At 53.6% G+C, this 20,056-nt stretch carries 14 protein-coding genes, 1 tRNA gene and 3 pseudogenes; 9 read left to right on the forward strand and 9 right to left on the reverse strand.

Annotation, left to right across the window (positions count from 1 at the left end; genetic code table 11):
• The first annotated feature begins 358 nt into the window (after positions 1–358).
• Positions 359–1,012, forward strand: a complete 654-nt coding sequence (locus ABIE32_RS12385) for an inovirus Gp2 family protein (protein WP_429016545.1) — start codon at positions 359–361, stop codon at positions 1,010–1,012.
• A 43-nt stretch (positions 1,013–1,055) separates the two neighbouring features.
• On the opposite strand, the gene ABIE32_RS12390 is transcribed toward ABIE32_RS12385, so the two are convergent.
• Positions 1,056–1,955 (reverse strand): hypothetical protein, encoded by a 900-nt coding sequence (locus ABIE32_RS12390; RefSeq protein WP_429016548.1) that lies wholly within the window; start codon positions 1,953–1,955, stop codon positions 1,056–1,058.
• Between the two features lie 2,533 nt (positions 1,956–4,488).
• Here ABIE32_RS12390 and ABIE32_RS12395 point away from each other — a divergent pair.
• On the forward strand, positions 4,489–4,968 hold the full coding sequence (locus tag ABIE32_RS12395) for a hypothetical protein (RefSeq protein WP_429016550.1): 480 nt from the start codon (positions 4,489–4,491) through the stop codon (positions 4,966–4,968).
• A 782-nt stretch (positions 4,969–5,750) separates the two neighbouring features.
• Positions 5,751–6,587 (forward strand): hypothetical protein, encoded by an 837-nt coding sequence (locus tag ABIE32_RS12400; RefSeq protein ID WP_429016551.1) that lies wholly within the window; start codon positions 5,751–5,753, stop codon positions 6,585–6,587.
• A 180-nt stretch (positions 6,588–6,767) separates the two neighbouring features.
• Here the strand turns inward: ABIE32_RS12400 and ABIE32_RS12405 are convergent.
• Both ABIE32_RS12405 and ABIE32_RS12410 read right to left on the reverse strand, forming a co-directional pair.
• Positions 6,768–7,013 (reverse strand): annotated as a pseudogene (locus ABIE32_RS12405) (IS3 family transposase); the annotation flags it as partial.
• Positions 7,012–7,917 carry a LysR family transcriptional regulator gene (locus ABIE32_RS12410; protein ID WP_429016554.1) on the reverse strand — a complete coding sequence of 302 codons (906 nt, stop codon included), beginning with the start codon at positions 7,915–7,917 and terminating at the stop codon, positions 7,012–7,014. The gene ABIE32_RS12410 and the pseudogene ABIE32_RS12405, both read right to left, overlap by 2 nt.
• Before the next feature lie 80 nt (positions 7,918–7,997).
• Here ABIE32_RS12410 and ABIE32_RS12415 point away from each other — a divergent pair, with 80 nt between their 5' ends.
• From ABIE32_RS12415 to ABIE32_RS12435, 5 genes are all read left to right on the forward strand, one after another.
• Positions 7,998–8,774: an SDR family oxidoreductase gene (locus ABIE32_RS12415; protein WP_429016557.1), complete on the forward strand. Its 777-nt coding sequence runs from the start codon at positions 7,998–8,000 to the stop codon at positions 8,772–8,774.
• The gene (locus tag ABIE32_RS12420) at positions 8,767–9,096 is read left to right on the forward strand and encodes a GlcG/HbpS family heme-binding protein (protein WP_429016559.1); all 330 of its coding nucleotides are present in this window, start codon (positions 8,767–8,769) and stop codon (positions 9,094–9,096) included. The genes ABIE32_RS12415 and ABIE32_RS12420 overlap by 8 nt, the downstream gene beginning before the upstream one ends.
• Before the next feature lie 9 nt (positions 9,097–9,105).
• A complete protein-coding gene (locus tag ABIE32_RS12425) occupies positions 9,106–10,038 on the forward strand; it encodes an IS5 family transposase (protein ID WP_429016561.1) in 933 nt (310 codons plus the stop codon).
• Positions 10,039–10,254: 216 nt separating this feature from the next.
• The gene (locus tag ABIE32_RS12430) at positions 10,255–11,640 is read left to right on the forward strand and encodes an IPTL-CTERM sorting domain-containing protein (RefSeq protein WP_429016564.1); all 1,386 of its coding nucleotides are present in this window, start codon (positions 10,255–10,257) and stop codon (positions 11,638–11,640) included.
• 765 nt (positions 11,641–12,405) lie between these two features.
• A complete protein-coding gene (locus tag ABIE32_RS12435) occupies positions 12,406–13,791 on the forward strand; it encodes an Ig-like domain-containing protein (RefSeq protein WP_429016567.1) in 1,386 nt (461 codons plus the stop codon).
• 53 nt (positions 13,792–13,844) lie between these two features.
• Here the strand turns inward: ABIE32_RS12435 and ABIE32_RS12440 are convergent.
• Both ABIE32_RS12440 and ABIE32_RS12445 read right to left on the reverse strand, forming a co-directional pair.
• Positions 13,845–13,946: pseudogene (locus ABIE32_RS12440) on the reverse strand (IS3 family transposase); the annotation flags it as partial.
• 30 nt (positions 13,947–13,976) lie between these two features.
• Positions 13,977–15,072 (reverse strand): annotated as a pseudogene (locus ABIE32_RS12445) (IS3 family transposase).
• A 151-nt stretch (positions 15,073–15,223) separates the two neighbouring features.
• Here ABIE32_RS12445 and ABIE32_RS12450 point away from each other — a divergent pair.
• Positions 15,224–16,384 (forward strand): IS30 family transposase, encoded by a 1,161-nt coding sequence (locus ABIE32_RS12450; RefSeq protein ID WP_429016568.1) that lies wholly within the window; start codon positions 15,224–15,226, stop codon positions 16,382–16,384.
• Between the two features lie 162 nt (positions 16,385–16,546).
• On the opposite strand, the gene ABIE32_RS12455 is transcribed toward ABIE32_RS12450, so the two are convergent.
• The 4 genes from ABIE32_RS12455 to ABIE32_RS12470 form a co-directional block, all read right to left on the reverse strand.
• Positions 16,547–16,639 (reverse strand) — tRNA-Ser (locus ABIE32_RS12455).
• A gap of 24 nt (positions 16,640–16,663) precedes the next feature.
• The gene (locus ABIE32_RS12460) at positions 16,664–17,944 is read right to left on the reverse strand and encodes an aspartate kinase (RefSeq protein ID WP_224149476.1); all 1,281 of its coding nucleotides are present in this window, start codon (positions 17,942–17,944) and stop codon (positions 16,664–16,666) included.
• 77 nt (positions 17,945–18,021) lie between these two features.
• On the reverse strand, positions 18,022–19,002 hold the full coding sequence (gene tilS, locus ABIE32_RS12465; protein ID WP_429016571.1) for a tRNA lysidine(34) synthetase TilS: 981 nt from the start codon (positions 19,000–19,002) through the stop codon (positions 18,022–18,024).
• A 72-nt stretch (positions 19,003–19,074) separates the two neighbouring features.
• The gene (locus ABIE32_RS12470) at positions 19,075–20,049 is read right to left on the reverse strand and encodes an acetyl-CoA carboxylase carboxyltransferase subunit alpha (RefSeq protein ID WP_224149478.1); all 975 of its coding nucleotides are present in this window, start codon (positions 20,047–20,049) and stop codon (positions 19,075–19,077) included.
• Positions 20,050–20,056 lie beyond the last annotated feature (7 nt).

The following is a 20,056-nucleotide window of genomic DNA, read 5'->3' on the forward strand; positions in this document are numbered from 1 at the left end:
CATGCCAGAAATGATTATTTTCAAGAGTAATTTTCAAAAATAAAACTTCTTAAAATTCTTTAAAAACCGAAGAGCACCCACCTATAACCACGACCACATTCTTCACCATCATGTATGTTTAAGTAATATTAATAGAATCATCATTAATAAAATCACCGGCAAATAAAGACACCAATAAGCCATGACATTAAAAAACAAAACTATATTCAAATCAATAACACATTAAAGTACTTAGTCCATCACGCCAATGTCCCCATCGGATGAATGAGGTAGAAAGACTAAAACCTCAAAAATGAAAAATATTGAGTTTTATAGACCTCTTCAAAACGTATGTCCCCAAACAACCATGGAGTCCATCATGAAGCGTAACCCATCCAACACAAACCACCACCTGCACAATGAGCCCACTTTTCAAGGACATCCAGTACAAACAAACCATGGCCCATTGATTAAAGAGCACTTATCCAGAACACTGGATTGTTTTGAGAAGGCACTGGGTCAATATTCACGCGTATGCATGATGAGATTTGATCTTCATATTCCAGAAAATTATTTCAGCGATGCACTTGCTGACAATACCCTAATGAATCGATTCTTTGCTTCCCTTCGCTCTCAGATCCAGAGCGCTCAAAACAGAAGCAGAAAGCTAGGTCATCGTGTGCATGATACAGACTTACGATATACATGGGGGCGAGAGGTAAGTACCACAGGCCGAGTTCACTATCACATCACCCTTCTACTCAATCATGATGCATACGCCTATATCGGAGAATTCAGTCTCAAAAAAGACAACATGTACAGCCGTGTTCACAAAGCCTGGGCCAGCGCATTGGGAGTTGTAATAGATGACTTAGCAGGCTTGATTCACATCCCGGAAAATCCTACTTATATGATCAAAAAAGATGACAGACAGTCCCACAATGATGCGTTTTCCCGGGCAAGCTATACCTGCAAAATGAATACCAAGCAAGATGGACAAGGATTTCATTCTTTTGGATGCAGCAGAATATAACCCTACACTTTTGAACGCATGGATCTGGTAAAGCACTGAAGAATCAGTGCTTTAAGTTAATATACTTGGATGCGGCCTTCTTAAAAACTGCATCATCTCTTTGCCATGTTTGAACTCGACGAACAAGATGTTGAACATCGAAATAAAGCTGATCGCTTTCATATTCCCTGGTTGCTTTTAGATTCTCGTAGCGAGAACTAAATTCATCTTGAACACCTTCAAGCGCAGCTCGAATTGTATTGAATTTTTTTTCTTGATTTTTCGATTGCGCTTCCAAAAGATCCAGCAAAATTTCCTTCACCTCGCCCAAGTACATCGTTTTATCATGCTTAACCGGTTTTTTACTATTAAAATCCGATGCAATTTGAATTCCCTCAAAGTACTTCACCAGTGCATGCATTTTTCCAATATTGGTATATATTTTCCTTAAAATAGAAAAGTTTTTCTTGGTAAATATCAACCATACTTGCTTATTTGGAGGTAACCGCCCCTCCAAAATAACCTCCCGATATCCACCAATAAGCAGTAAAGTCTCTCTACTTAATCGCAAAGCATAGCCTTTTGAGAAGCTAAAGCTTCGAAATATTCCAGACTCAACAACGGGACGAGTTGTCAATATTTCTTGCAATACAGCTACCCTATCCTCCTTCTGAACAATTGCATTCAACTCCTTGGAGGTAAAGACATTGAATTGCATAAACTCTATACAAAGACTATTGAATTGGTGTTTGACTTGCACGAGTTGATCGTATGGATCTTCTGCATACGGATCGACATTTTTAATCTCAGAAAAAGAGTCACTCTGAGCAACAGGCACCGATTCACCACATGGAGGCACGACCATATATTGAAATACCTCCTCGATTAGGAGGCTACCAACATTCGCTCGCTGCAGCGAGGTTCTTTCTGGCAATGGATCACAGAATTTTTTGTAAATCAGCATATTCATAAGATAATAAATAAAACTTCAATGACTGATATCTTTATTTACCATGAGCATCAGACAGCTGGCAATAAAAAATCTGGCATCCAAAACTACTTCCATTTTACGCGTACCGGCCAGCGTGATAGGTATATGGGAGCGCTTGGAGCCAAGAATATCAGTGTAGGCCAACTTTAAAGTAAAATTCGATGTTAGCCATCGAACCCGACCAAGCGGTTATCGACAATGAAGCAGAACCATGTCAACGCCCCTCGCCATCAACCCTGACAACCCTCATCCTGTGGAAGCGCATTGGTCGACGGCGTGGTCGAGTGACTGTGCTACGCTTCGGGGAAGCCGCTCGTGCTTGCAGTCCTCCCAGTCGAACACGCCGACATAGCTATCGGCGCGGGCCGCGTGACCCTGATTTTCATCTCTTACACGCCAAACACATACTCTCTCGACTAAAACACCTACGGCGTTGACCCGGCCGAGTTGATAATAGTGCGCAATGGCTACACGCTGTTGCTGGTGCAAGGTGCGCTGAAGTTGCCCACTCTCGGTCTTTACACACAAGAGGACCACGACGATGCCCTGTCCTTCGACGGTATGCCCAATATATAGCCGCACTCCTCGCCTGCGTCGCTTGTAGCGGGCCTACAGCTTGGCCAGATGCATTAACCGGAGACCTGGTTCATCCCGCAGCGCTCGAGTAGTCAGTCGCGGGCAATGGCTGTCAGCTCGTCTACAAATGCCTTCTGGCCTTTGTACTCGTCCTCACCCTGCACGCACTCCATCAGGCGGTCGATAAAAAAACTGGGTTACACCCAGTTCCTTGGCGCAGTAGCGCACCACTGCACAAACCCGTGAAGCTGTCACAGTACCCTGCTGGTCATAGAGAGCCACAGGCGGTCGTCGGTACAGTCCCGGAACTGGCCATAGAGGTTCAGCAGATAGTTCTTCGCCTCGCTACTGTCGGCACATATGCAGGGTTGTGCAGATCATTGCCTGAGAACTAGCGAACCTAGTGTTCCAGGGTATCGGTTGAAGAGAGAAGGCAGCAGATGCGTGAGGATGTTCAGCGAGGTCTTGCATTTAGTCAGTAGACCCAAGGCCAACTTCACGCCCTCTTGTTCTTTCTCAGCCATGTACCCCCTCGGAGCGTATCCGGGCAAGATCATGGAGAACTCAAAGGATTTTTTCAGCGTTTCAAACTATGTGAAAATATGAAAGTTATTAATATTTATTGACACTCATCAGATATCACCTACACGTATACACCACTGAGCAGAATGATCATAGAGCCATCAATGAAAAAAGGGGTTCGCCATGCAGCAAGCAGCTTCCCTAATGCTCACCATGCCTAGCCATCCACTCATCGCTCAACGAGGCGGAAAGTCAGTCGCTATATGTGCCTGCTGTGGCTATCGATATTCGTAAAACTTCCGAAAAATACCATCGCTTGGTTGCTTTGCAGCAAGCGAAACAGTTTGTTAGCTAGTGCAGCTTCGTGTCGCGCTCGTGTGCCTCCCTCCCCATATGACCTACCCGGGTCAGTTGCATGAGCAGCTCTTCGTTGAGCAAGCGGCTTTTTTCTTCAAGACCATGCCATCAGAGGCTTTTTCTCTCGAATACCTCTTGTCTTCGCCAACCTAGCCCTCTGCTACAAAGCATTGGTTGCTCTAAACAGGTACGCTGAAATTTTTTTCTATATAACATTGGGTCTTCGGTACAAGGTAGGCTTCCACCTCTTCCTAAAGCGGAGGGGGTTCAGCGAGTATGAGCCCTGAGAAAAAGAAAAAGCCCACTGGTGAGTGGGCTTTTTTTAAAGGGTGCCGGGCCCCTGAGGGCTAACCAAGTGTGGGAGAGAGGGCAGACGCACCTGGACCAGCGAAATTTGAAGCTATCTATATATGCTTGTATTCTGTAGAAATAGGGATCGCAAAAAATCCTCATTAGCTGTTTTGAGCGGTCTTCCAACTCTGCGGTAGCTAGTAGGTTCGTATTTTTCGCCCGGAAAGAAGGCGGATTCGACATCCCGAAGTGCGCTCCAACCAAAGCCTCTTAGTCGCAACAGTCCAACAGGATATATGGCTTTGATTTTTTCAGCCGAATCCACGCCATTCCGCTCTAATGCGTGACGTGTACGCGGTAAAAGTACCTTGAATCTGTGATCATCGGTCATGGTGAATGCCTATCAAGGCTACCTTAGCAATTCGAGTATCAAGTATTTCGCAAATTACTGCTCACTGCAATAGCGCCATGCCAGAAGAAGATGTCTATAGCAGTCATATTCTGTTAACTACTGTGGAAACCTAAAACCGACTCCTATCGGCGCTCGACTCCCCCTCAAGGAACTAGCACCATCCAAGCGGCCCACCACATGAGTGGTTTTTTTATTTTCTGGAGCCCACCATGACTGAACCCACCCATACCCCGCCAAAGCGCTGCGGAAGCTGCGGCTCCCCGTAGAACGCGAGCCGGCACCAGGCGAAGGCCTGCCCTGCGGCCATTGATTAACCCTCCCTACTGGGCTATTGAATGGAGGCCAATCATGGCAAAGCAAATCTCCTTTTTCCTCAGCCTGTATCGCATGCGTAGGCATTCGGCAAGCCCCATCGAAGCCGCTAGATGGGCCTTCGACCCTTGCCGCCAAAATCACGAGACCAACACAAGCGCCGCGCACCTGCAGGTTCTCATACGCAAGCATCAAAAGCTTGGGCCTGACCCCTTCACTCAGGAGGAGGTTGAACACCTTCTGACCAAGTTCGGCAGCGACCGAGGCCGGGACTTTTACGAGTTCTCATTTTTCAGCGGCATGCGCCCATCAGAAATGCTGGCCCTGAAATGGACCAATGTTGACCTGCGCGCGGGCTCGGAGCTAGTGGATGCGACCCTCACCCGGGGCAAGATGAAAGGCACCAAAATATCAGCAGCCCGAGAGATTGAACTGACAAGCCGCACCCTGCGCGTGCTAGAGCACCAGCGCAAGCTGACCCAGTTGGCCGGTGGCGTGGTGTTTGTGGGGGATTGACGGGCAGTCGTTCACATGGACTGAGCCCCGCTTGATAAGTGGTGGAGGCCCACAATGCGTGGTATCCAGCATGCGCCAGCGTGACGGCAGACGCGCCACACCTTTGCGACCATCTGCCTGAAGGTGGCATCAAGCCCGCGTGGGCAGCCGGCAAATGGGGCATTCGGTCGAAATGTTCTACCGTGTATACAGCCGCTGGTTCGACCATGCCGACAAGGGAACTGAGCGCCGCAAATTGGACGGTTACATTTCAGCGGAAAGCTGGGACACGAAGGCCGAATTAGGCGGTATTTAACTGTTTTCCTACAGTGAAAACTGTATGAATTATCAGTGCAATTCAGTCAAAATAGGCCAAAATCAGGTTCGACTCCTGTTGGGGACCAAAATTCTGCAATAGAATCAAGCAAAGAAGCAGCTTAAAAACACAAACGAGACAAGAACGGGACAAAACCAGACTATTTAGACTTAATTCTACAGGTCGTTTCTGGTTTGCTTGTCCTGCTTCTTCAGCCTTGAACTCCTGCCAGCAATCGTAAGGATGCGGCCCACAAGCAACACAACAGGCGCTCTGGACTGGAGCCAGTGTTAGCTATTGCCGCTCACCGCCGCTATGAGCTGGCCGCCTTCGAATAGCCGTATCGCCTTCAGTTTGAACTCCAAGGTATAACGTGCCTTCGGCGCATCCAATTCGTCATTTCCGTTCTCCTTGTTGACATTGCATCACCCAGCATAGGAGACGGTTTCCACGTGCAAAGCCCCTCCCCACGTTAAGGAATATACGGATGAGTCTGAATAAAAGCAGCCCGATAATATTGTTAACGTTGTTGCAAAGAGAAGCAAACTATCATCACCCAAAATGCAACCGCTGTGATGGCTGCGATGGAGGTGGTAAGGTGCTAAAGCTTAAGTTATCAAAATACGTTGTTTGGGTGGGCCTTTCGCTGCCCATGACACAGGCGGCTTTTGCTGCTAATCAATGCCTCGCACTTCCCGGCACTTACGGGGCGGTCACCGTGACCGGCTGTGATAATGATACAGTCAAAGGGATTACCAACCCGATGAGTTCGGTGCTCCTCCCCGGCTTCTATCCAGATGGCTTTGACGGTGTTGGCCTTGGAAATATGCCCGACATCTCGATGACTTCCTGCACCTACACCTTTAACCATCCGATTCTTGCGAGTTCAATCACCGTAGACTTGACTTCGATGGAGCCTTCGTGGGGCAACCCTGTTCGTGATGCCTTCTCGGTGTCGTTAGACGGTACCGCGTATGCATTCACAAGTGCCGATATCGTGCAAACGCCGCTGCTGCCGGTGAGTACTGCATTTGGTCCCGGCCATCTAGATCAGGAGGGCGGTACGGTCATATCCGCGCCGGACCTTAGTAGCTCTGGCAAAGTGAAAATATCGGCGAGCCAGTGGATCAACTCGATGAAAGTGACCATGAAGGGAAGCGGCGTAGCCAGGGTTTGTCTTGATGACGCAGCCCCGCCAACGCCACCGTCTACTGTAGCTGCATCGGTGCCGTTGGGTCCTTGGGCTGGCGGCGCCGCCTCTGTAGGCATTCTGGGATTAGCGGCCTTTATGGCACGTCGGCGCAAGGGTGTTAAGCAGTCTTGATGTGTAGGACCTTGGTCTGTGCCAGGGCAGGCAAACACCCACTGATTGAAGGGACTCTACTGCCCTCCTGAGTCGCCACTAGCTGTGAACTGTCAAGAGGTTGTTTGCAGATTTGAGCCTGGCCATCGGGGCAATTCGACCAATGCCGCTGTGAGGCCTGTGTGAATCGCCCCGACTTGGCTAGACACTCTTGAGCCGTTGGGAATGGCGCTGTTCAAACTCGATGGGCGATAGCCCTGAGGCCGACGAATGACGGCGCTGCGAGTTGTAGAACATCTCGATGTAGTTAAAGATATCCGCTCGCGCGTCGCTGCGGGTCGTATAGATACGACGTCGGATGCGTTCGCGTTTGAGCAGTTGAAAGAAGCTCTCCGCCACAGCATTGTCATGGCAGTTGCCGCGTCGACTCATGCTGCTGACTAGGTTAACTTCGGCGAATGGTGGAGATCAAAGCAAGCAAAGCACTAGATACATGACGGTGGCCCGAGTAATAGAGACAGAGGCCGGGATACGCGGGACACCATTCCTCCAAAACTGTTTGCAGGCGACCGCTTTTTAGACCATCGTAAGTTAGATGGTCGGGCACGAATGCAATGCCGATGCCATCGGTTGCCGCTTCAACCATCAATTTCTGATCGGTCAACGTAAGCCGCCCCTTGACGTCGATGGCTTCCTTCTTTCCCTCGCGTTCAAACTCCCAACGATAGATCGAGCCGCTGTCGAAACGAAACCGAATGCACTCATGATCGAGTAAGTTCCGAGGTGCAGTGGGCTTGCCATAGGTTGCAAAGTAAGCGGGCGACGCGACTGCAAGAAAGCGAATGTCATCCGAGACCTGAACTGCAATCATGTCTTTCGGAACGGCTTCCTTCAGCCGGATACCGGCATCAAATCCTTCATCAATCACGTCACTCAGGCGGCCATCGTTAACGATGTCTAGTTGAACTTGCGGGTACTTCTGCAAGAAGCTCGCAAGGATAGGCCGTAGCACGATCTGAATGGCACCTTCGCTCGCATTTATTCGAATCGTTCCACTAGGAGTGTCGCCCAAATCCCCGACGACACGAACCGCTTCCTCAATAGACGCCAGAGCCGGGCGAAGTTGCGTTGCAAAGTGCGCGCCTGCCACGGTCAACGCCATGCTACGCGTCGTGCGGTTGAGCAGTCGCACCCCTAACTGTCGCTCTAGCGCCTTTACAGAATGACTGACCGCCGATGGTGTGACTTCCAGTGCAATTGCCGCCGATCGAAAGCTTTTGTGATCCGCGACTGCGAGGAACACAGCGAGCGCGAACATATCGCCGAATCTCAATTGGTGAGCTCTGTTCATCGTGACATCCCAGATTGGTGTGATTGTTTAGATAGTGGACGATCAATATACTGCAGCGAACCACTACCAAAGGAATATGCATGCCTCAAAAAATCTTGATCACCGGAGCTAGTTCCGGCTTCGGCCGAGGCGCAGCTATCGAACTCGCACGTCTCGGGCATAAGGTCACAGCCACCGCCGAAACATGGCCGCAAGTTCGCACCTTGCGCGCCGATGCCGCAGAAGCAGGAGTCATCCTCGAAGTCATCAAGCTAAACCTGCTCGACAAGATCGACATTGCTAGAGCAGGATCCTTCGATCCCGACGTCTTGGTCCTGAATGCGGGCATCATGGAAGGTGGCTCCGTCGTCGATATCCCCATGCAACGGGTGCGTGAGTCGTTCGACATCAACCTGTTCGGCCACCTGGAATTGGTTCAGGCCATTGTTCCGAAGATGGTGGCCCGCAAGGCCGGCAAGATTGTTTGGACCTCGTCGATGGGTGGTATCTTGGTAGTGCCGTTTCTCGGAGTTTACTGTGCTACGAAGCACGCGATTGAAGGTATAGCAGGCTCTATGAAAGCTGAACTCGCGCCCTATGGCATTAAGGTCGCCACTGTAAATCCGGGTGTCTTTGGTACCGGATTCAATGACACTGGAGCCGAGAGCTACGTGCAGTGGTATGACGCCGAAACCGCGGTCGTGCCAATGCCGGACTTTAGCGGCAGCCTAGTTGATCAGGCGGACCCACAGGAGATGATCGATGCAATGGTGGAGATCATCCCCGCCGAACAGCATCTGTACCGCACCATGCGCCCTCTTTCGACGATTGATGCCGCCAAGCAATGGCAAACGACCGAGTGGTCACAAAATGCCTAATGTGTCACTCGAAAAAGCAGATCACATCGTGGCACGGGGCCGCGTCGCGGCCAGAGATCGCGGTCTGAATGCAGTCTTCGCGATCCTAGATACAGGCGCCAACTTGGTCACATTTTCGCGCATGGACAGTGCCTGGCTGGCATCGAACGAGTTGTCTATTGCCAAAGCGCGCACCTCGGTGATGTTTCAAATGCCAAGCGAGGCGCTCAGTGTCCCGTGGGAGCCTGGACAGCCGCTCAGGCATTTCGACCATATCCATTCGGGTGGGCTCTTACTAATGGCAGGGGCGTTGTTGCACAACTCCAGCTCTGCAGTGCGGTAGGCTCGCCAGATGAGTGAATCGAGCTGGGGGCGCAAGCGTTACCGCACCACAAACTGGAAGGCGTACAACGCAGCATTGAAGGCCCGAGGCGACTTGACCATCTGGCTGGACTTTGGACTGCAGTGGTTGGCCCCTCCAAGCGGCAAGCGTGGCCGCAATCGCATCTTCTCAGATGCTGCTATCCAGTTTTGCCTGACCATCAAATGTCTGTTCGGCTTGCCTCTGCGGCAAACCTTGGGCTTGGTGCAGTCGTTACTCAAATTGATGGGCCTGCCTTGGGCTACGCCCGACTACAGCACGGTGTGCTGTAGGCAAAAGAGTCTGGATGTTCTAGTGCACTACCGTCCAAGCAGCCAGGGCCTGCACATGCTCGCTGACTCCACGGGCATCAAGTTCCTGGGCGAAGGCGAGTGGAAAACCAAGAAGCATGGTGCAGAGCGGCGCCGTCAATGGCGCAAGGTGCATCTGGGTATTGATGCCGACACTATGCAGATCCGGGCCATCGTTGTGACCACCAATGAAGTCGGTGACTCGCCAGTGGGTGCCGAGTTACTGAATCAAATCCCCAGCCATGAAACTGTGGTCAGCCTCACGGGTGATGGAGCGTATGACACGCAGGACGTGCATGAGGCTTGTCACAGGCGGGGAGTCATCCCCGTTATCCCGCCGCGAAAAGGAGCAAGGCTGCGCAAAGGACTGGCATTCACCCATCGCAATGAGGCAGTCAAGGCATGCAAGCAATTGGGTCGTGCCATCTGGAAACGCTGGAGCGGCTACCACCGCAGATCACTGGTGGAGACGAAGATGAATTGCTTCAAGCGCTTGGGTGAGAAGGTGATGTCCAGGACGTTTGAGCGACAAGTAGTCGAGCCGGGCATTCGGGCATCCATCCTCAATCGCTTCACCGAGCTGGGCACGCCCCAGACGGTGGCCCTGGCATAACTACGTCTGGGGTTTGGGGAGACTCAGCCTCAGACCGATTTATGCAACAAGGCCCATACGGCACATAAGACTAAAGAGGCGGGGAAAATGCTGAGCTTTCTAAGCCATATGTTTTTTTCCGGCAACAAAAAGTCAATTAAGTACATCAATCACGAAAATCCATTTCTAGGCACCTACTATTGACTCAATTCAATTGAATCCCAAGAGGAAAGCAAAATGAAGAAAATACCAAGAACCCGGGTACTGTGTGCAGCAATGCTAGTGAGTGCTGCGGCCCATGCAGAAACCCCGGTAGCTGCCAATTCCCAGTATTTCACCGGCTGGAAAATGGCCAAGTTTGTGACGGCCGTTCCCACCCCCACAGCGGGCACCCCGATCAATGCAACGATTGGTGGGACTCCGTTCACGATCAACACCGTGGGCACAGCCCCCACCGTCTGGGCAACCTGGGGCAGCGGACAAAGTACTGCGCTCATGAGCTCTACCGATCTGCCGGCCAATATCGGGCTTCCGACGGACCCGGGCAATGTGTGGGAAGTGGGTGGCGGCGATATCTCGATGAAGTTCCAGGCGCCGATGGTGGTGGGAACGACCCTGTTCAGCCATGACTTCGACTCAGCCGACGCCATGGAGTATCGCTTCTACCGTTGTGACGGCACGCAGGTGGATGCCAGCCTGGTCGAATACCTGCAGATCGCCACGGCCAACAATCCGGTGCAGACCCCTCCGGTGGCGGGCGCCACCGATTCCTTCTGGAAGCTGGCAAGCCCCACCACTGGTCCTCTTGGTGGCACCACAGCAGGTCTGGTCGTGAAGGCTACCGATGTCTGCGAAATCCGGGCCAAGGAACTGGGACTGCCAAGGCATTCCACCATTGACTTGATGCTGGGCATTCCGCCCACACCCAACCCAGTTGCCGACACCAGCAACACCGTGCAGGGCCAGCCTGTCACCATTGATGTGCGTGCCAATGACACCACCTCTTCGCCACCGGCAACCCTCGCGCCGCCCACCATTACGCAGCCGCCTGCGAATGGCACGGTCACCATCGATGGTTCCGGCAAGGTGGTCTACACACCCAACGCAGGATTTTCGGGGACCGATACGTTCACCTACCAGGTGTGCGTGCAGACCGCCCCTACCCAGTGCAAAACGGCCACGGTGAGCGTGAACGTGCTGGGCGTAACCGCCACGGCCGACTCTGCCACCACGAAGGTCGATACACCAGTGACGGTCGGCATTCTGGCCAACGATGCATCGACCGATCCCGCCAATGCGCCACTGGCCGGCCCTGCAACAGCGGTTTCCGCACCTGCACACGGCATGGTCGTCTACAACGCCGATGGCACAGCCACCTACACCCCGGCGGCAGGGTTTACCGGCACCGATACCTTTGAATACCAGATCTGCACCGCACAAGGCACTTACCCTGCACCGGCATGCGCTACTGCCAAGGTGACGGTTGTAGTGACCTCCAGCGTAACGCCTCCAGCACAAAGCAATCCAGCGCCAGTCCCCACACTTGGAGAGTGGAGCCTGTTCAGCTTAACTTCTCTGGTTGCATTGTTTGGCATTAGCCGCATCCGTAGGCGTCAGACCTAAACCTCAAGATCCTGCCCAGTGCCATAGTGGCGCCAGGGCAGCCTTTTGATGCGATCCTCGGCGCTGATGGAGCCCGCAAGGTGCGTTGGTCGGTGGCTGGCAAAGGCAAGCACGGCGTGTGTGAGTGAGCTACTTCAACCTGACCACTGACGAAATTGTGTTGCTGGTAGCTGTGTATGCCAAGTCGGAAAAGGAAAACATCACTCAGGCGAGACCGAAAGGAAATGAGAATGAAGACCCTGAAGCAACTCTAGGGCCTTGATACCAACAAGGTAGCCAAGGCCATCGAGGCTGATGCAGGCGAAAGCCTCCTCGGCCTGCGCGAAGCGCTCACCGAAGCCAAGTCGGCGCTGTGCATACGCCCAAGCAGATCGCCGCGCGTAAGCCTGAACGCCTTGCAGGCAGTGACCTATGCGAAGGTGTCCACCACCGTCCGATAGATCGTGACGTTGTAGAAGCATTCAAGGCCCAGGGCGCAGGTTAGCAGATGCTCATCAATGATGTGCTTCGCGCTGACCTCAGGGCCCGGCGCATGGGCGCCATCAAGGCATTTTCTGTATCCGAGTGAGTAGACTATATATAGGTATTAAAAGCCTATGCTGGCATAACTTCTACAAATTATCCAAGAAAATTGCAATGACCAACACTTACCAGCAAACAAAATAATGAATTGTCAAAAATAGTCAGGTTCAAACCACCCCACCAATTCATTAGATATAATATTTAATTAAAATTCGACGATAACTATTTTCAACTAAGGGAATTATGAAGAAATTTCACGCTGTATTGGTTAGCAAAGGCGTCAGTTTGGCACTGATTAATGGGTTAGGGATAGCTGCGCATGCGGCCACAATCCAAGTCGCACCGAATTCAAATTACTTTAATGGATGGCAATTTAATACGTCTACATCCGCTAGCACAGGCTGCGGGTCAGAGAACACTCCCGCAACAACAACACTTGCAGGTACGTTTAATGGCGACACATTTCAACTTACTGCAGATGTTTCTCCTGCACCGGAGCAGTGGCAAAACTGTCCGGTGTGGTCTTTTGGTGGTGGGATGCCTGCGGGCATCAGTGCTCCCGCTAGTGTTAGCGCGGTGAACATTCGCAGGGGAAATATTCAATATACATTTCCCAAGGCTCTTCCTGTTGGCACAACCCTTTTTGTACAAGATTTAGATCTTCGAGAAACGATTAATGTTTCATTCTTGAATTGCGCCAATCAGCCAATTGATGCAAGCGGTTTTGACCTGCTGCGTGTGTCTACCCCTTCTTCTACTATTCCTACTGTCACACCAGGCACTAGCTGGGGCGCAACCACTGCGAGTCTTGATGCTAGTTCTCCCAACGAGTTGTTTGGAATCACTATCCGCGATGCCAACATATGTTCTGTTCGGGTTGTAAGCACAGCAAACAGTAATAGCGGTGGTGAGCTTTTCTTTTTTGGTCTTCCTCCTGCCACTGTGATCGCCGTTGATGACGTAGGAACCACGACACCAGCAGCGCCTGTAACTGTAGATTTGCGCGCCAATGATTCCACTAGCCAGCCCGGAAGTGTGAACCTAAACACTCCGATCATCACAATACAGCCGACCAACGGCACCGTGTCCATTGATGGCTCTGGCAATGCTGTATATACATCAAATGCAAACTTCACTGGCACAGATACATTCAAGTACCAGGTCTGCACCCAGGTTACTGTTCCGCGATGTGCTGTGGCGACTGCGACTATTACAGTAAATGGTGCTCCACCAATGCCTCCAGTCATCAATGATGCGAGCTATACAACCAAGATAAACACGCCAGTAACAGGAAATGCAGGTACTGGAGGCCAAGTTCCTCCAACCTCTGTGTTCCAGGTGGTGACCCCTCCTCTACAAGGCCAACTGACCTTGGACCCAGCAACTGGCGCATTTACATACACTCCAAGCTCCAATTACACTGGAGCAGACACTGCAACAGTTCGCGTCTGTCTGCCCGCACCCAACAGCACACTGTGTGATGATGCAGTACTTACCTTCAATGTGCAAGGTGATGGAAGTGGTTCGACTGCAACTCCAGTGCCTATGCTTGGTGAATGGACATTGATCGGTTTGACTTCTCTGGTGGCAATGTTAGGCATTGGCTTCATCCGTAAACGTCAAAGGTAATCTTCAAACAAAAAAGAGCCTCCCCGGCGCCGTTATGGCATGAACTGCGCCCTCTAAAGTTGGACGGTCTGAAAGACAACTCGAGGATACCTGGGCTGGGTTCTGTATTGCACAGGACTCAGCCCATTTAATTTTGTTTTGATGCGTTCGTGATTGTTTGAAGTCTCCTCGATTTCCTGAGCCAGTCAGAAGTAGAGGTTGGGGAACAGTTTGACACGGTACTCGACAGGTGGGATTCGGCCGAGGGCTTTGTGAGGTCGATGGTGGTTGTAGCGGTACAGCCAGTCGGCCGTTATGTCCGTACCTCCTGCAGGTTGTCGAATACGTAGCAATCGAGTACCTCGGTACGGTAGTTCTTGTTGAATCGTTCGACATAGGCGTTCTGCGTGGGCTTTCCAGGCTGGGTATGGTTAAGGGCAATGCCCTTGGTCTGCGCCCATTTCGCTAATGCATCGGCGATGAACTCGGGCCCGTTGTCCAGGCGAATCGATACCGGCGCACCTCGCACTTCCACCAACTCGTTCAAAGCTCGGATGACACGCGCAGCAGGCAGGCTGGTATCGACCTCGATGCGCAGACCCTCACGATTGAACTCGTCGATGACGTTGAATGTCCTGAAGCGCCGTCCCGACCATAGTGCATCGGCCATGAAGTCGCAGCTCCACCCCTGGTCGGGCCAGCCTGCAGCCTGTAGCGGTTGTTTGATGCGCGCTGGCAGCCGTTTCTTACCTCGCCGCGGTAAATTCAGCCGCAGCTCGCAGTACACGCGCCAGAGCACGGTCTTTCCCCAAGGCTTGCCCTGGTGGCGGGCACTGTCGTACAGCAGCCCGAAGCCGTGGCGCGGGTTCAGTGCGATGTAGTTCTGGATGAAGGTGATGACCCCGGAGTCGTCGCGTGCAACAGGCCGATAGCGCAGCGTGGAGCGGGCGATACCACTGGCCTGGCAGGCACGGCGCTGGCTCATGCCGTGCTCGGCCACTAAGGCTTGAACGACCATCTCGCGACGCTCCGGGGTTAGAGCTTTCGCTCAACGACGTCCTTGAGCGCGTGGTTCATCAACGCCAAGTCAGCGTACATGCGTTTGAGTTTGGCGTTCTCGTCCTGCAACTGGCGCAGTTGGGCCAAGTGCGAGACCGTCATGCCCGAGAACTGGCTCTTCCACTTGTAGTAGGTTGGCTCGCTGATGCCGTGCTTTCTGCACGTCTCGTTGACCTTGGCACCGAGTTCGACCTCCTTGAGGATGCCGACTATCTGGGCTTCACTGAATCTAGATTTCTTCATGTAGAGACTCCGTTGGGGGGATTCTCTACTTCTGGGTGGTTCAGGAAATCGAGGGGACTTCAGCTGGGATTTGTCTACCTGACTAGTGGCAGTTGTGGATTCAACCGGTCGATGCAACACAATGACCGCCTCTGGCGGAAGGAGTGCTGGCATGAAGCAAAGACCGCGGATTTACTACACCGAAGCGCAGAAGGCCCTGATGTGGGATCGTTGGAAAGCTGGCGATACCTTGCACGAAATCGGCAAGCTGTTTGACCGACCGCACACCTCCATTCACACCATCCTGAGTGCCACGGGTGGCATCCGGCCCCCCGCAAGACGCCGAGCGCGCTTGGCCCTGTCTCTGGCCGAGCGCGAGGAGATATCGCGCAGTCTGGCCGCAGGTGAATCCATCCGATGTGTAGCCAGGCGTTTGCAACGCGCAGCGTCCACCATCAGCCGTGAACTCCTGCGCAATGGCGGCAAGACGTGCTACCGGGCAGCGAAAGCCGATGAGGCAGCCTGGGAGCGAGCACGCCGCCCAAAGACGTGCAAGTTGGCCAGCAACCCAGCGCTGGCTCACATCGTGGCGGTTAAATTGCAGAGCCAGTGGTCACCCGAACAAATAGCGGGGTGGCTCAAACGAACTTACCCGGACGACAAGGATTTGCAGGTGTCTCACGAAGCCATCTACCGCACGCTATTCGTCCAAACCCGCGGGGCCTTGAAGAAAGAACTGCTGGAGCACTTGCGGCGCACCAGGGGGATGCGTCGCTCACGCCACTACACCCAGAAGACCCCCATCCATGGGCGGATCGTCGATGCCGTGCCCATCAGCGAGCGGCCAGCCTGCATCGAGGATCGGGCAGTGCCAGGGCACTGGGAGGGTGACCTGTTGTTCGGCGATGCCTACAGCCAGATTGCGACGCTGGTGGAGCGTCAGACGCGCTACGTGATGCTGGTCAAGTTGGTGGACAAAGACTCCTACACCGTTGCTGCGGCGCTGGCCAGGCATGCACGGACCTTGCCACAAGAGCTCTACCGTTCCTTGACCTGGGATCGGGGATCGGAAATGGCGGGCCACAAACGCTTCACCGTGGCCACTGACATCCAGGTGTACTTCTGCGATCCGCAAAACCCATGGCAGCGCGGAACGAACGAGAACACCAATGGCCTACTGAGACAGTACCTTCCCAAGGGCATTGACGTCTCGGGCTACTCGCAAGACGAGCTGGATGCGATTGCGAGAAAATTGAATGAGCGGCCCAGGAAGACCTTGGGGTACAGAACCCCGGCTGAGATGTTTAACGAATGTGTTGCATCGACCGGTTGAATCCACAGTCCAAAGGCGACATATGTCCACTCAACATCTCACATGGGCTCAGCCGGAAAAACAAAAGGCTGCAAACCGAAGTCTGCAGCCTTTGCTCTTTGTGGTACTTTAAGTGGTACAAAAATCAAATCATCTCACAAATCATTGATTTTTAAGCCATTTTGGCGGAAACGGAGGGATTCGAACCCTCGATGAGGCTCTACACCCCATACTCCCTTAGCAGGGGAGCACCTTCGGCCACTCGGTCACGTTTCCAATACAGCTATTGTAACCTGAAAATCAGGCCATTTTGGAAACTTCGGCAGAATCCAAACCGAAAGCGGTATGCAGTGCGCGCACAGCCAGCTCGAGGTACTTCTCATCGATCACGACCGAGGTCTTGATTTCGGAGGTGGAGATCATCTGGATGTTGATACCCTCTTCGCTCAGTGCGCGGAACATGGTCGATGCCACACCCACGTGGCTGCGCATGCCGATGCCGACGATGCTTACCTTGCAGATGTTGGAGTTGCCGATGACTTCGTCGGCACCCAGCTTGGGCAGAACCACTTCACGCAGCAGCTCCATCGTGCGGTTGTAATCACCCTGGCTCACGGTGAAGCTGAAGTCGGTCTTGCCGTCTTTGCCGATGTTCTGCAGGATCACGTCCACATCGATGTTGGCCTCGGCGACAGGCCCCAGGATCTGGTAGGCGATACCAGGGGTGTCGGGTACACCGCGTACAGAGATTTTGGCTTCGCTGCGGTTGAAAGCGATGCCGGATACGACGGCCTTTTCCATCTTTTCGTCTTCCTCAAAAGTGATCAGAGTGCCCGACTTGGCCTCTTCGTCCAATGCAATATCCCAGGGCGTGAAGCTTGACAGCACACGCATGGGCACTTTGTACTTGCCAGCAAATTCCACCGAACGGATCTGCAGCACCTTGGAGCCCAGGCTCGCCATCTCGAGCATTTCTTCAAAGCTGACGGTCTTGAGGCGCTGGGCCGCAGGCACTACGCGAGGATCGGTCGTGTAGACGCCATCAACGTCGGTATAGATCAGGCATTCGGCCGCTTTCAGGGCAGCGGCAACCGCCACGGCAGACGTATCGGAGCCGCCGCGTCCCAGTGTGGTGATGTTGCCAGTAGGATCGATCCCCTGGAAACCTGTGACGATCACCACACGGCCAGCATCGAGGTCAGCCCGCACACGCTTGTCGTCAATCGATTCAATGCGCGCCTTGGTATAGCTGTCGTCGGTGCGAACAGGTACCTGCCAGCCGGTGTAGCTGACGGAAGGCACGCCTTCGGCCTGCAGCGCAATGGCCAGCAAGGCGGACGATGCCTGCTCACCAGTCGCAGCCAGCATATCGAGCTCGCGATAATAGGATTTGTCCGCTCGGCTGGGGGCCAGTTCACTGGCCAGGCCCAGCAGGCGGTTGGTTTCGCCACTCATGGCGCTAGGCACCACCACCATCTGGTGGCCAGCCCGAGCCCACTTGGCGACGCGTTTGGCGACATTGCGGATACGCTCCGTGGAGCCCATCGATGTGCCGCCGTACTTATGAACGATCAGTGCCATTGAATATCACGATGACGAAACACGAAACTCGGCGTTGATGCAAAGTGTTTTGGCACGCCGTCGGATTCGTACATTAGTCAGACCAAAACCGACGGATTGTACCAATCGATCACCCCACCCCGGCGTTCTACGGTTCCACGCCCCACTTTTAGATGGATTTGATGGCCGCGTGTGGTGCAATGCTGCAACTGCTGCACCAGTTGCGCAAGCTGCGCCGCGCTGGGGGTTTGGCCATATACAGTGCGCAGCCAGTAACGCAGTACATTGCCCATGCGCGCCACAGACAAGGCCTGCAGCGCCTTGATGGATGGCGGGCTGCCTGTTGCCTGGGAATCCAGTTGCGCCAATTCATCCAACAGTTCTGCCGCCTGCGCAGCATTGGCAGCGCTTCGCGCCAAAGTACTGGCAAACTGTGGAAACGCCCGCACCAGTGCCGGCGACACCTGGGCGCGGATGCGATTACGGGTCAGGTCCTGATCGGCATTGGTCGGGTCTTCCACCCAGCCGATGTCAAGCGCCCGCAGATCGGCACGGATTTGCGCACCACCCATTTGCGCACTCCCTGTTGCCAGATAAGGCCGCTCCCAACGTAGACCGTTCCGCTCCCAGGCGGGCCGCATGCCTGCCAGCCCGGCAACACCGGCACCACGCGACAGTGCCAGCACCACGGTTTCCACCTGGTCGTCCGCATGCTGTGCCAATACTATTGTTTTTATAGCACTCTGCATAATAGCCGCTTGCGCCAACTGTTCCAAAGCCTTGTAGCGTGCGATCCGGGCCGCATCCTCCGGGCTTTGTCCGGGGGCATGGTGCGCGGCCACCTTGGCGATATGCAGTGGAATGCCCCAGGCCGCACACTGTTGCTGGCAGTGCGCTTCAAAATCAGTAGCCGCAGCCTGCAACCCATGGTTGATGTGAAAGGCGACCACCTGGCCTGGAAATCGCTGCGCACATGCCCACAGCAACGCGGTTGAATCTGCACCACCGCTGTAGGCAACCGCCAGTGGCAAAGCAGGCTGCCAGCCCCTCAACACCGACAGGATACGCGCCTCAGCCATGGCTGGCCTCCCATAGCAAAAAGCCTCCACATCGGGAGGCTTTTTGCATGCCGTACATACGCGCGGGCAGCATCAATTCTCTGCCTTGGTGTCTGTGAATCGGCCATAGCTTTGCAGGCGTTCATAGCGGCGATCCAGCAGATCCTTGGTCTTCAGATCGGCCAGTTGGCGGTATGCATCGCTCAGGCCACGCTTGAGCAAGGCTGCCATCTGCTTGTGGTCGCGGTGCGCGCCACCCACGGGTTCATGGATGATCTTGTCCACCAGACCCAAAGCCTTGAGGCGGTGTGCGGTAATGCCCATGGCATCGGCCGCTTCCTGGGCCTTTTCGCTGGTCTTCCACAGGATGGATGCACAGCCTTCGGGGCTGATGGTCGAATACACCGAGTACTGCAGCATCAGCACTTGATCGGCCACCGAAATTCCCAGGGCGCCGCCCGAGCCACCTTCACCGATGATGGTGGAGATGATCGGCACTTCCAGTTGCGCCATCTCAAAGATGTTGCGGCCAATGGCTTCGGACTGGCCGCGTTCTTCCGCGTCAATCCCGGGATAAGCGCCAGGCGTGTCGACAAAGGTGAACACCGGCAGCTTGAACTTCTCGGCGGTCTTCATCAGACGCAGCGCCTTGCGGTAGCCCTCGGGCTTGCTCATGCCGAAGTTGCGCAGGGTGCGCTCCTTGGTGTCGCGCCCCTTCTGGTGGCCCACCACCATGCAGGGGTTGCCATTGAAGCGCGCGAGCCCCCCCACAATGGACTGATCGTCCGCAAAGTGGCGGTCACCATGCATTTCGATGAAATCGGTGAAGATTTCACCGACGTAATCCAGCGTATAGGGGCGCTCGGGGTGGCGGGCAATCTTGGTGATCTGCCACGGCGAGAGCTCGCTGTAGATGTCCTTGGTCAGTTGCTGGCTTTTCTTGCTCAGCTGGTCGATTTCTTCCGAGATATCGACTGCGCTCTCACTCTGCACATAGCGCAGTTCATCAATTTTGGTTTCCAGCTCCGCAATCGGTTGCTCGAAATCCAGGAATGTTCTTTTCGCCAAAATGATT

This window comes from Comamonas sp. 4034, assembly GCF_050434545.1.
Classification (GTDB): Bacteria; Pseudomonadota; Gammaproteobacteria; order Burkholderiales; family Burkholderiaceae_C; genus Comamonas; species Comamonas odontotermitis.